The organism is Streptomyces sp. NPDC041122 (assembly GCF_055592445.1).
Genome location: NZ_JBVIYQ010000001.1, coordinates 762612 through 774534 on the forward strand (window position 1 = coordinate 762612; position 11923 = coordinate 774534).

At 71.3% G+C, this 11923-nt stretch carries 14 protein-coding genes and 1 tRNA gene; 10 read left to right on the forward strand and 5 right to left on the reverse strand.

All coding sequences use genetic code 11. The features are described from left to right. Positions 1-132: 132 nt before the first annotated feature. Positions 133-1266 (reverse strand): LLM class flavin-dependent oxidoreductase, encoded by a 1134-nt coding sequence (locus ACZ6B8_RS03265; protein WP_471606453.1) that lies wholly within the window; start codon positions 1264-1266, stop codon positions 133-135. 155 nt (positions 1267-1421) lie between these two features. Between ACZ6B8_RS03265 and ACZ6B8_RS03270 the strand changes: the two genes are divergently transcribed. Both ACZ6B8_RS03270 and ACZ6B8_RS03275 read left to right on the forward strand, forming a co-directional pair. Continuing rightward, the gene (locus tag ACZ6B8_RS03270; protein WP_471089119.1) at positions 1422-1670 is read left to right on the forward strand and encodes a hypothetical protein; all 249 of its coding nucleotides are present in this window, start codon (positions 1422-1424) and stop codon (positions 1668-1670) included. Between the two features lie 65 nt (positions 1671-1735). Then, complete coding sequence (locus ACZ6B8_RS03275) at positions 1736-1927, forward strand: hypothetical protein (protein ID WP_471606454.1); 192 nt, start codon at positions 1736-1738, stop codon at positions 1925-1927. On the opposite strand, the gene ACZ6B8_RS03280 is transcribed toward ACZ6B8_RS03275, so the two are convergent. Both ACZ6B8_RS03280 and ACZ6B8_RS03285 read right to left on the reverse strand, forming a co-directional pair. Further along, on the reverse strand, positions 1917-2654 hold the full coding sequence (locus tag ACZ6B8_RS03280) for a maleate cis-trans isomerase family protein (RefSeq protein ID WP_471089117.1): 738 nt from the start codon (positions 2652-2654) through the stop codon (positions 1917-1919). The genes ACZ6B8_RS03275 and ACZ6B8_RS03280 overlap by 11 nt on opposite strands. Beyond that, a complete protein-coding gene (locus ACZ6B8_RS03285; RefSeq protein ID WP_471089115.1) occupies positions 2651-3487 on the reverse strand; it encodes a maleate cis-trans isomerase family protein in 837 nt (278 codons plus the stop codon). Before ACZ6B8_RS03285 ends, ACZ6B8_RS03280 begins: the two co-directional genes overlap by 4 nt. A 308-nt stretch (positions 3488-3795) precedes the next feature. Here ACZ6B8_RS03285 and ACZ6B8_RS03290 point away from each other — a divergent pair, with 308 nt between their 5' ends. Further along, positions 3796-4752 (forward strand): D-2-hydroxyacid dehydrogenase, encoded by a 957-nt coding sequence (locus tag ACZ6B8_RS03290; RefSeq protein WP_471606126.1) that lies wholly within the window; start codon positions 3796-3798, stop codon positions 4750-4752. Positions 4753-4773: 21 nt separating this feature from the next. Continuing rightward, entirely contained in the window at positions 4774-6177 is a 1404-nt protein-coding gene (locus ACZ6B8_RS03295) for an amidase (protein ID WP_471606127.1), read from the forward strand. Positions 6178-6228: 51 nt separating this feature from the next. On the opposite strand, the gene ACZ6B8_RS03300 is transcribed toward ACZ6B8_RS03295, so the two are convergent. Next, complete coding sequence (locus ACZ6B8_RS03300; protein ID WP_471089109.1) at positions 6229-6729, reverse strand: DUF3830 family protein; 501 nt, start codon at positions 6727-6729, stop codon at positions 6229-6231. A 97-nt stretch (positions 6730-6826) separates the two neighbouring features. Here ACZ6B8_RS03300 and ehuB point away from each other — a divergent pair, with 97 nt between their 5' ends. The 5 genes from ehuB (at position 6827) to ACZ6B8_RS03325 (ending at position 10919) form a co-directional block, all read left to right on the forward strand. Next, entirely contained in the window at positions 6827-7759 is a 933-nt protein-coding gene (gene ehuB, locus ACZ6B8_RS03305) for an ectoine/hydroxyectoine ABC transporter substrate-binding protein EhuB (protein ID WP_471089107.1), read from the forward strand. After that, positions 7756-8490, forward strand: a complete 735-nt coding sequence (ehuC, locus tag ACZ6B8_RS03310) for an ectoine/hydroxyectoine ABC transporter permease subunit EhuC (protein WP_471606128.1) — start codon at positions 7756-7758, stop codon at positions 8488-8490. The genes ehuB and ehuC overlap by 4 nt, the downstream gene beginning before the upstream one ends. Then, the gene (ehuD, locus tag ACZ6B8_RS03315) at positions 8487-9134 is read left to right on the forward strand and encodes an ectoine/hydroxyectoine ABC transporter permease subunit EhuD (protein WP_471089103.1); all 648 of its coding nucleotides are present in this window, start codon (positions 8487-8489) and stop codon (positions 9132-9134) included. The genes ehuC and ehuD overlap by 4 nt, the downstream gene beginning before the upstream one ends. Then, positions 9124-9939: an ectoine/hydroxyectoine ABC transporter ATP-binding protein EhuA gene (gene ehuA, locus ACZ6B8_RS03320; RefSeq protein ID WP_471089101.1), complete on the forward strand. Its 816-nt coding sequence runs from the start codon at positions 9124-9126 to the stop codon at positions 9937-9939. The genes ehuD and ehuA overlap by 11 nt, the downstream gene beginning before the upstream one ends. Before the next feature lie 212 nt (positions 9940-10151). Next, a complete protein-coding gene (locus ACZ6B8_RS03325) occupies positions 10152-10919 on the forward strand; it encodes an IclR family transcriptional regulator (protein ID WP_471606129.1) in 768 nt (255 codons plus the stop codon). A gap of 67 nt (positions 10920-10986) precedes the next feature. Here the strand turns inward: ACZ6B8_RS03325 and ACZ6B8_RS03330 are convergent. Then, positions 10987-11060: transfer RNA gene (locus ACZ6B8_RS03330), tRNA-Lys, on the reverse strand. Positions 11061-11204: 144 nt separating this feature from the next. On the opposite strand from ACZ6B8_RS03330, the gene ACZ6B8_RS03335 reads away from it, so the two are divergent. Next, positions 11205-11891, forward strand: coding sequence for a DedA family protein (locus ACZ6B8_RS03335; protein ID WP_471606130.1), 687 nt, complete (start codon positions 11205-11207; stop codon positions 11889-11891). Positions 11892-11923 lie beyond the last annotated feature (32 nt).

Consider the following 11923-nt stretch of genomic DNA (forward strand, 5'->3'; position numbering starts at 1 on the left):
CGCGGCCGCCGGTCCACCTGGGCCGCTCGCGCAGTTCCCCGCGCCCCTTACGGGGCGCACCCGGCACCGTTGACGTCAAGGGGCGCGAGGAACTGCGCGGGCAGAGGGTGCCGCCCCGCGCAGGGGCCCGCGTCAGGCCGAAGGCAACCCGTACTCGTTCGCGATGAGTTCGTACGAGCGCAGGCGGACCTCGCCCCCGTGGGCGTTGGCCGTGAGCATCAGTTCGTCCGCGCCCGTGCGCTTGGCCAGGTCGTCGAGGCCCGTGCGGACCTGGTCGGGGGTGCCGTGGATGACGTTGGAGTTCCAGCTCGTGATGAACTCCCGTTCCATCTCCGAGAATTCGTGGGCCGCCGCCTCCTCGGGTGTGGGGACCAGGCCGGGGCGGCCCGTGCGCAGGCGGACCATGTTCAGGGCCGCGGCCATGACCTGGCGGCGGGCCTCGTTCTCGTCCTCGGTCGCCAGCGCCGAGACGCCGATGAGCGCGTAGGGGGCGTCGAGGACCGCGGAGGGCCGGAACGACTCGCGGTAGAGGTCGAGCGCCGGGATCGTGTTCTGCGCGGAGAAGTGGTGCGCGAAGGCGAACGGCAGCCCGAGCGTCCCGGCGAGCCGCGCGCTGAAGCCGGAGGAGCCGAGCAGCCAGAGCGGCGGGCGGTGCGGGGACTGCACGCCGCCGGGGGAAGTCGACTGGACGGGGCCGGGGACGGCATGGATGCGGCGGTAGGGGTGTCCGTCGGGGAAGTCGTCGTCCAGGAAGCGGGTGAGCTCGGCGAGTTGCTGCGGGAAGTCGTCGGCGCCCTCGTTCAGGCGGTCCGTGCGCCGCAGCGCGGCGGCCGTCGCGCCGTCCGTGCCCGGCGCGCGGCCGAGGCCCAGGTCGACGCGGCCCGGCGCCATCGCCTCCAGCGTGCCGAACTGCTCGGCGATGACGAGCGGCGCGTGGTTGGGCAGCATGACCCCGCCCGAGCCGAGCCGGATGCGGCCGGTGTGCGCGGCGAGGTGGGCGAGGATCACGGCCGGCGAGGAGGAGGCGACACCGGGCATGGAGTGGTGCTCGGCGACCCAGTAGCGGTGGTAACCGCGGGCCTCGGCCAGCTTGGCGATGTCGACGCTGGTGCGCAGGGCGTCGGTGGCGGTGCGCCCCGCGCCGACGGTCACCAGGTCGAGCACGGACAGCGGCACCGGCGCGCTGCCGTGCCGCTCGCCGCGGATGCCGTCGTCGTCCGGCCGCGCCCCGCGGTCGTCACGGATGCCGTCGCCGGTCGGGTCCACTGTCACTGGGGGTGCCTCCTGCACTGCGTACGTACGTCACGTAGGTCTGGACGGCACAACAGGAGGGTCACTCCGTTTTATTCCCCGCACGTCGGCGCGGGCGTCCGCGCCCATTCCCCCCACCGGGGCGCCCCCGCCCGGATACCGTGCCGACCATGGCTGATCCGCTGAAGACCCTCGTCGACGGAGTCGAGGTCGAGGTGCCCAACACCCTCCCGGACATCCGCGCCGCCCTGCCCGAGGAGCGGCGCGCCGAGTTCGACCGGGCCATCAACGCGGCCGGGGTCGACGAGATCCACGCCGTGATGCGGCACTGGATGCTGGAGGCCGTGCCCGACCCCGCCGCGGAGGCCCGGCTCGTCCGGCTGGCCTCCGACGAGGCCGAGAGGCGGGGCACCGCGTGAGCCCCCGCCACCGCCGGGCCCACCGTGTCACCTACGCGCCGCCCGCCGACGACACCCTCGCCAAGATGGGCGACGCCGACGCCTTCCGCGCCACGCTCGCCCGCACCCTCGGCCGGGATCCCTACGGCCACGGCTCCACACCCGTACGGGACGACCCCGACCGCAGGGAGGCGACGGTCGAGGGCGCCATCGTCCTCTACTACGTCTCCGGGTCGGTGCAGACGTTAACGGTGGTGAGGCTGATCCTCAGCCCTTGACCTGGACCAGCGGCTCCTTCGTGAAGAGGTGTCCGAGCTCCGGCGCGTTCACCCTGCGCCGGGCCAGCCGCAGCGCCTCCCACACCGAGACCTGATTGGCCGTCAGGACCGGCTTGCCGAGCTCCGCCTCCAGCTCCGTGACGTACGCCGCCGTGTGCAGCGCGGTGTCCGGCAGGAGCAGCGCCTGGGCGTCCGGGTGGTCGCCGTCGCGGGCCAGCGCGAAGACCTCGTCGCGGCCCCACGTGCCGACCTCCGCCGCCGTGATGACACCGCTGCCGCGCGCCTGGACGACCTCCGCGCCGGAGTCCTTCAGGAAGGACGCGAAGAGCCCGGCCACGTCCTCCGGATACGTCGCCGCGACCGCGACCCGGGCCGCGCCCACCTCGCGCACCGCGTGGGCGAAGGCGAACGACGTCGAGGAGGCGGGCAGACCCGCCGCCATCGCCAGCTTGCGCACCTGGTCGTGCGCGCCGTCCCAGCCGAAGACGAAGCTGGCGCTGGTGCACGCCCACACCACCGCCTCCGCGCCGGAGAGCCGCAGCTCCTCGACGCCCGCGGTGAGCCGGGCGTCCGATCCCATCTCCAGGAGCGCGTCGACCCGGTGCGCGTCCTCGCCGATGTCCGTGTGGACGACCTGCAGCCGGACATCGCTGCCGAGCATCTGCTCCATGCGGGGGTAGTCGTCCTCGGCCGAGTGCCCCGGGTAGAGAAATCCGAGTGCCGTCACGTCCAGCCTCCTCCTTCTGCGGGTGGTACTTCGGGCAGGCCCTGCCCCTGGGGTGGGGCCGGCGGGGCGAGCGGGCTCGCGCCCGGCCGCGCCGTCGGATCGATCAGTGCCTGATAGGGCCCTACCGCACGCGTACCCAGCCGACGCAGTGCGGACCACATCGTCACCTGGTTCGCGGAGATCACCGGCATCCGCAGCTCCGCCTCCAGTTGCGGGATGACGTCGTACGTCGGGAGGTTCGTACAGCTGATGAAGAGGGCGTCGCAGCCGCCGGCACTGCCCTGGAGGGCGCGGCGCGCCATGTCCGCCACGTCCCGGTAGGGCACCTTCCAGATGTGCCGGGTGAGCCCCAGATAGGCGCGGGCCGAGACGCGGACGTGCGCCTCGGCGAGGTACTCCTCCAGGGACTGGGTCACCGACCAGGTGTAGGGCGTGACGAGCGCGATGCGGCGTGCGCCCAGCTCGTCGAGGGCTTCCAGGAGCGCGCCCGAGGTGGTCACCGAGGCGACCGCGCCCTCGCGTGTCATCGCCTCGCACATCGCGCGCTCCCCCGCGATGCCGCCGACGAAACTGCCCGATGTGCAGGCGTACGCGAGGACTTCGGGCTCCGCGGCGGTCAGTGCGCGGACCGCCTCCGCGAGGGTCTCGTGCTCGCTGACCAGGCGGGCCAGGTCGAGGCTGACCTCGACGGGCACATAGGGGGTGCGGGTCAGATGGAGGGAGATCTCGTCCGGGATCCACCGCCACAGTTCACGGTCGAGGACGAAGTCGAAAGGGGCAACGACACCTACACCTCGTTGAGGGTGCGGTCCGCCGAGGAAAGAGACGTCCATGAACAGTCCCCAAGTTCGTGCGTGCATTCAGGGACCGGCCGGGGGCCGGGACGAGCGAAGCCGGCGACGCGCCGGGACGGCGGGACGGGGATGCTGCGCGGCGTACCGCACAGAGAGTGGGAGCGGCTGCACGGAGAGTACTGGTTCGGTGCGCTGCCGGTACAGCAGTGCCTCTGTTGACGAAGGTAGGTTCGGGTGCGAGCGTGGTCAATCCGCACATCTCAGACGGCTGAAGTCGTGTCTGTGTCACGCCGGAGCCGTACCTCCGACAGGGAAGCGGAACCTCATTGCGAAACGGTTTCCCCTCGATGTCCGATACGACCGTCCTCGTCCTTGACGCCCCGTCACCGGCGCCTCCCCCGCGCCTCGGTGGACTGACCGGCCGGGCCCGGATCCTGCACGCGGACGAGGCCAGCCTGGCGGAGCGGCTGCCGCTCGCCGACGTGTTGCTGGTGTGGGACTTCCAGTCGGACGCGGTGCGCCGCGCCTGGCCGGGCGCGGGGGCGAGACCCCGCTGGGTGCACACCGCGAGCGCCGGCGTGGACCATCTGATGTGTCCCGAACTCGCCGCGTCCGACACGGTGGTGACCAACGCGCGCGGCGTCTTCGACCAGCCCATCGCGGAGTACGTGGCGGCCCTGGTGCTCGCCCTCGGCAAGGACCTGCCGCGCACCCTGGAGCTGCAGCGCGAGCACACCTGGCGCCACCGAGAGTCGCAGCGGATCGCCGGCACGCGCGCGTGCGTGGTGGGTTCGGGTCCGATCGGCCGGGCGATCGCGCGCACGCTGGAGGCGCTCGGCATCACCACCGCGCTGGTGGGACGCACCGAGCGCCCCGGTCTGCACGGACCCGGCGACCTCGATCCGCTGCTCGCCCGCGCCGACTGGGTGGTGTGCGCGGCGCCGCTCACGGACGACACCCGCGGCATGTTCGACGCCCGGCGCTTCGGCCTCATGCAGCCGTCGGCGCGGTTCATCAACATCGGGCGCGGCCCGCTCGTGGTCGAGGACGACCTGCTGGACGCCCTGTCCGAGCGGTCGATCGCGGGCGCCGCGCTCGACGTCTTCGAGCGGGAGCCGCTGCCCGCGGACAGCCCGCTGTGGACCGCTCCCGGCCTGCTGGTCTCCCCGCACATGAGCGGTGACACGATCGGCTGGCGTGACGAACTGGGCCGCCAGTTCGTCGAGTTGTACGCGGCGTGGGAGGCCGGACGGCCGCTGGCGAACGTGGTCGACAAGGAACGCGGATACGTCCCCGGACACTGACCCGGACACTGAGGAGCGTGCATGACCGAGCTCACGGATCTCACCGCAGTACAACTCGTCGACGGTTACCGCAAGGGTGAATTCAGCCCGGTCGACGCGGTCGGTGCCGCGCTGCGCCGGGCCGAGGAGACCCAGCCGGCGGTGAACGCGTTCGTGCGGATCGAGCCGGAGAGCGCTCTGGCACAGGCCGAGGCCAGTGCGGAGCGGTGGCGGCGGGGTGCGCCGCAGGGGCTCGTGGACGGCGTTCCGACCACGGTGAAGGATCTCCTCCTGCTGCGCGGCGGGCCCACCCTGCGCGGGTCGCGGACCGTGCGCCCCGAGGGGAAGTGGAACGAGGACGCGCCGTCGGTCGCCCGGCTGCGCGAGCACGGCGCGGTGTTCATCGGCCGCACCACGACGCCGGAGTTCGGGTGGAAGGGCGTCACGGACGGTCCGCAGAGCGGGATCACCCGCAATCCGTACGACACGGCACGCACGTCGGGCGGCTCCAGCGGCGGCAGCGCGGTGGCCGTGGCGGTCGGCGCCGGCCCGCTCTCGCTCGGCACGGACGGCGGCGGCTCGGTGCGGATCCCGGCGTCGTTCTGCGGGATCTTCGGGATGAAGCCGACGTACGGGCGCGTGCCGCTGTATCCGGCAAGCCCGTTCGGGACGCTCTCCCATGTGGGCCCGATGACGCGGGACGCGGCGGACGCGGCGCTGATGATGGAGGTGATCACCGGGCCCGATCCGCGCGACTGGTCCCAACTGGGCGCGGTGGCAGGGAGTTTCCGGGCCGGCCTGGACGGCGGGGTGCGCGGGCTGCGCATCGCCTACTCGCCCTCGCTGGGCGGCCAGGTCGCGGTGCGTCCCGCGGTCGCGGCGGCGGTGCGGCGGGCGGTGGAGTCACTGGCGGAGCAGGGCGCGTACGTGGAGGAGGCCGACCCCGACTTCTCCGACCCTGTGGAGGCCTTCCACACCCTGTGGTTCAGCGGGGCGGCGCGGGTGGTGCAGCATCTGTCCGCCGCGCAGCGGGCGTTGCTCGACCCGGGGCTGCGCGAGGTCTGCGGGCAGGGCGCGCGGTACAGCGCGCTGGACTACCTGGCGGCCGTCGACGTCCGGACGGACCTCGGGCGCCGCATGGGCCACTTCCACTCGACGTACGACCTGCTGGTCACGCCGACGCTGCCGATCACCGCGTTCGCGGCGGGCGCCGAGGTGCCGCGCGGCTCGGGGCACCGGCGGTGGACGGGGTGGACCCCGTTCACGTACCCCTTCAACCTCACCCAGCAGCCCGCCGCGACGGTTCCCTGCGGGACCGACGGCGACGGCCTGCCGATCGGGGTGCAGATCGTGGGCGCGCGCCACGCGGACACGGTGGTGCTGCGTGCGGCGCACGCGTTGTACGAGGCGGGGGCCGGAGGCGTCGCGCCGCCCTCCGTGGCTTAGGCACCCGGGGGCTTCACCCCCGGACCCCCGGTCCTCGATCGCCGGACGGCTTCACTTCCGCCGGAACGTCAGCGTCTCCCCCTGTGCGCCCGCGCGCCACAGGTCGTTGCAGGCCTCGGCCATCCGGTCGAGGCCTTCGACGATCTGGCCCCAGACGATGCCGGGGACCCAGCCCACGTCGCCGTTGAGGAGCAGATTGTTCCGTTCGTAGAAGAGGGCGAGGTCCACGACCGTGGTGCCCGCCTTCACGTCGGCCTCCGCCTCGTATCCGTACGCCTGGGTGCCCAGTTCCGTACCGGAGAAGGAGAAATAGCAGAGGTCGCCCGGAATGGGAGTGACGGTGGGGTTCTCCAGGGGTGGCTCCCGGTCCGCGAAGGCCGGGAAAAGGGCATAGATCTCGTTGCGCGCGTACTTCGCGTGATAGACGTCCGAGCCGAGCGGCAGCGCCTCCCACACCGCCGCGCAGGTCACCGGCGCCCGGTCGTCGAGCAGCTTTGCCGTGCACTGAACTCCCCGCTTGGCGAGGGAGACTTCGATGAATCGGTCTGCCATGCGTCCCATGCTCCTCCCTGGGTCAAGACCACAACGATTGCATCAGGGGCCGGAATTCATCGGCATATGTTGCTTCGAGTCGGGTAGCCGCGCGCCCATGGCTCCACCACTTGGGAACGACGAGGGATTCATAGGCAGAGCGGTCCGCCGCCGCAGCCTGCTCACCGGAGCGGGCGGGGCGGCACTGGGCGCTCTCGGGGTCTCGGCATGCAGCCGGGTCCCCGACGAGGGGAAGGTCGAGGGGGGCGATCTGCTGGACCGGCTGCGCGACAGCGGCACGGTCAGGATCGGTGTCGCGGGCGAGGTCCCGTTCGGATACATCGACGAGAACGGCGAGGTCACCGGCGAGGCACCGGCGATCGCCAAGGTCATCTTCCCCCGCCTCGGCGTACCCGAGGTCAAGGCGGTGCCCACCAAGTTCGGCGCGCTGATCCCCGGCCTCACGCAGGCCCGGCAGTTCGACGTGGTCTCCGCGGGCATGTACATCAACCCGACCCGCTGCGCGCAGGTGCTCTTCTCCGACCCCGACTACCTCATGCTCGACTCCTTCATCGTGAGGAAGGGCAATCCGCACGGGATCAAGAGATACGAGGACATCGCCAAGAAGGGCCTGAAGCTGGCGAGCGGCACCGCCTACGCGGAGATCGACTACGCCAAGGCGGCCGGCGTGAAGTCCGTCCTCGTCCTGCCCGACCAGGTGGCCGGGCTCGACGCCGTGGCCCAGGGCCGCGTCGACGCCTTCGCCGGCACCAACGTCACCGTACGCACGGTGATCAAGAAGAACCCGCGGGTCGAGGCGACCGAGCCCTTCCAGCCGGTCGTCGACGGCGAACCGGCCTACGGCGCGGGCGGTTTCGCCTTCCGGCTCTCCGAGAAGAACCTCAGGGACGCCTTCAACAAGGAGCTGCACAAGCTCAAGGAGAGCGGCGAACTCCTGCGCATCGTCAAGCCGTTCGGCTTCACGGAGGCGGAGATGACCGACCTGACCGTGCGGAAGCTGTGCCCACCGGCGAAGGGGTCCTCCTCATGATGTCGTCGGAGTTCCTCACGAACTGGTTCCTGCCCGGTGTCTGGATCACCGTCCAGGTCACCTTCCTCAGCGCCGCCCTCGCCTTCGTGATCGCCTTCCCGATCGGCGTGCTGCGCACCAGCCGGCTGTGGATCGTGCGCTTCCTCGCCGGCGCCTACTTCGAGATCTTCCGCAGCACCTCGTCGCTGGTCTTCATGTTCTGGATCGCGTTCACGGTGCCGCCGGTCTTCAACATCAGCTTCCAGCCGATGTTCGCGGGCATCCTCGCGCTCGGCATCACCTACGGCGCGTACGCCTCCGAGATCGTGCGCGGCGCGCTCGCCGCGGTGCCGGTCGCGCAGCGCGAGGCGGGCATCGCCCTGAACTTCACCCCGGCGCAGCGGCTGCGCCGCATCGAACTCCCGCAGGCCTGGCCGGAGATGATCCCGCCGTTCAACAACCTGCTCATCGAACTGCTCAAGGGCACCTCGCTGGTCTCGCTCATCGCGGTGGCCGACATGACCTTCGCCGGTGACCTGCTGCGCCTCGTGAAGAACGAGAGCGCGCCGATCTACACCCTGCTGCTCGCCCTGTACTTCGTCTTCGCGTTCGTCCTCACCCGCGCCATGCGGATCCTGGAGCGGCACGCCAAGAAGCGGGTCGGGCAGGCGCCGGAGAAGACGGGCCTGTTCGGCGGGTTGCGCTCCAAGTCCTCGATCGACGTCATCACGGGTGCGGGGGCCGCCAAGTGAACTGGAACTGGTCGCACGTCGACGACTTCATGCCGCTCTTCTGGGACGGCCTGGAGCTCACTCTCAAGGCGCTGCTCTTCGGCACCCTGATCGCCTTCTCGCTCGGCCTGGTCTGGGCGGTCGCCCAGCGCTCCGAGAAGAAGTGGATCCGCTGGCCGGTCACGGTGGTCACCGAGTTCATCCGCAACACCCCGCTCCTGGTGCAGCTGTTCTTCCTGTTTTACGTGGTGCCGGAGTGGGGCCCCTCGATGTCCCCGCTCACCACGGGCATCGTCGGACTCGGGCTGCACTACTCGACGTACACCTCGGAGGTCTACCGCGCCGGGATCGACGGCGTGCCGGCCGGCCAGTGGGAGGCGGCGACCGCGCTCAGCCTCTCCAAGCGCCGCACCTGGACGTCCGTGATCCTGCCGCAGGCGGTGCGCCGGGTGATCCCCGCCCTCGGCAACTACGTGATCGTCATGCTGAAGGAGTCGCCGCAGATGGCGGCCATCGGCGCGCTCGACATGCTGGGCCAGGCCCAGGGCTACAGCCAGACGACCTTCACCTACGAGGCGATCAGCGTGGTCGGTGTCGCCTTCATCGTCATCGCCTACCCGGCCTCTCTTCTTCTGCGAGTTTTGGAGCGTCGCCTTGTCCGCTGACAGCAGCACTTCCCAGGAAACCACCAACCCCGCCGTCGACGGCAGCGAGCTGATCCGCTTCGACAAGGTCGTCAAGCGCTACGGCTCGAACACGGTCCTCGACGAGCTGGACTTCTCGGTCGCCTCCGGCAAGCACGTGACGCTGATCGGCCCCTCCGGCTCCGGCAAGACGACGATCCTGCGCCTGCTCATGACGCTGGTGAAGCCGGAGCAGGGCACGATCAAGGTGGGCGGCAGATACCTCACCCACGAGGAGAAGAACGGCAAGCTCGTCCCGGCCGGCGAGAAGCACGTCCGCGAGGTCCGCAAGAACATCGGGATGGTGTTCCAGCAGTTCAACCTCTTCCCGAACATGAAGGTGCTCAGAAACATCACCGAGGCCCCCGTCTCCGTCCTCGGCATGTCCAAGGACGAGGCCGACGTGCGCGCCCGCGAGCTGCTCGACCTGGTCGGGCTCGGCGACCGCTGCGACGCGTACCCGACCCAGCTCTCCGGCGGCCAGCAGCAGCGCGTCGCCATCGCCCGCGCCCTGGCGATGCGCCCGCAGGTGCTGCTGCTCGACGAGGTGACGTCGGCGCTCGACCCGGAGCTGGTGGCGGGCGTCCTCGACGTGCTCCGCGACATCGCGCACACCACCGACATCACCATGCTGTGCGTGACCCACGAGATGAACTTCGCCCGGGACATCTCGGACCAGGTGCTCATGTTCGACTCGGGCCGCGTCATCGAGTCCGGGTCCCCGGAGAAGATCTTCACGGAGCCCGAGCACGAGCGGACCCGGGAGTTCCTGAGCGCGGTGCTCTGACCGCGCTCCGGGCCGTGCCCCGGGCGAACCGCCCGGGGCACGGCCCGGATCCTGACGGGCAATGACCTGGGCATATGCCAGCGCGAGGCGTTCCCGCCGGTGCGGCGGGTGCGGGCCGCCAATATCGTCAACCCACGCTCCAAATGCGCCACTTGGCCGCTATCGTGGAACGGAGTCCAGCTGTCCGGAACCGTTCCACGCAGGGGGATGCCGTGGCGTTGCAGCACGAGGCGACCACCCCGCACCGCTCCGTCCAGAGCGCCCTGCGGGTGCTGGAGACGGTCGCCCGGCACGGCACCGGAGTGACCGCCGCCCGGATCTCCCGCGACACCGGACTGCCCGCCGACCGGCTCACCCCGCTCCTGCACATGCTGCGCGAGGAGGGATACGTCGAGCAGCTCGCCGACGACCCCTCCGGGGCGTACGTGACCGGCGAGACCCTCGGCCGCCTCGGCTCGGCCCACCAGCACGCCGAGGCGCTGCGCGAGCAGCTCCAGCGCACCCTGGACGGGCTGCGCGACTCCATCGGCGCCGCGGTCTACATCAGCCGGTACGTGGACGGCGAGGTCCGCGTCACCGACTTCGCGGCCGGACCCGGCACCCCGGCGGTCAACGAGTGGGTGGACTTCCGCTCCTCCGCCCACGCCAGCGCGGTCGGCAAGAGCCTGCTCACCCAGCTCGACGTCGACGGCCGCAGGGACCACCTCTCCCGGCACAAGATGGCGCGGCTCACCTCCCGGACGATCACGAACGAACGGGTCCTCCTGAACCGGCTCGCCGCGCAGCCCGCGACGGTGCCGGTCCTCGACCTCCAGGAGTACGCGGTCGGCACGGTGTGCGCGGCGGTGCCGATCACCGCGGGGTCCGCGGTGGGGTGCCTCGCCCTGTCCCTGCCGGTGGAGCACGCGCACCGGCTGCGGGAGGCCGCGGACACCCTGAACCGCGGGGCGGCGCCGGTGCTGCTGTCGCTCGCGATCTGAGGCGGGGGCGCCGGTACGCCGAAAGGGCGCCCCCGGAGACCGGGAACGCCCTTTCGGCATTCGCAAGTGCGCCGCCAGGGACTCGAACCCCGGACCCGCTGATTAAGAGTCAGCTGCTCTAACCAACTGAGCTAGCGGCGCCTGCTGACTCGTTAATACTACCTGGCCCCGAGGGGTGCTCCTGACCAGCCGCCGACCGGCCCCCGCCGAGCTGCGGTAAACCGCACCCCTTCTCGACGGCAACCCGCATACCGCCGCTGACCTGCGCTTTCTACCGTGAGATGCATGGACCTCACGACTCTCGCCCTCCCCCAGGAACCCGCGGGCGGCATCGCGGGCTGGGCCGCCGGCCTCGTCGACGTGCTGGGCGGCCCGGGCGCCGGGCTCGCCATCGCCCTGGAGAACCTCTTCCCGCCGCTGCCCAGCGAGGTGATCCTGCCGCTCACCGGCTTCGCCGCCGGTCAGGGCGTGATCAGTCTGTTCTCCGCGCTGTTCTGGACGACGCTCGGCTCGGTGGCCGGCGCCGCCGTCCTCTACGGGATCGGCGTCCTCTTCGGGCGCGAGCGCATGCACGCCCTGTGGGCGAGGCTGCCGCTGGTCAAGGCGGCCGACCTGGAACGGACCGAGGCGTGGTTCGCGCGGCACGGCACCAAGGCGGTGCTCCTGGGCCGGATGGTGCCGGTCTTCCGCAGCCTGATCTCCGTACCGGCCGGCGTGGAGCGCATGCGGCTGCCGCTCTTCCTCGCCCTGACCACCGCGGGCAGCCTGGTCTGGAACTCCGTCCTCGTCCTTGCGGGCTACTGGCTGGGCGATCAGTGGGGTGCGGTCGAGACATACGTGGGGCTCCTCTCCAAGGCCGTCCTCGTCCTCGCCGCCGGGGCGATCGCGGTGTACGTGGCGGTACGGGTGCGCTCCCGGAAGACATCCCGGGACGGGGCCGGGGCGGGAGCCCGGCACCGTCGTGCCGAATAGGGCTCGGCTAGTGTCGGACGGCGTGAAGGAGC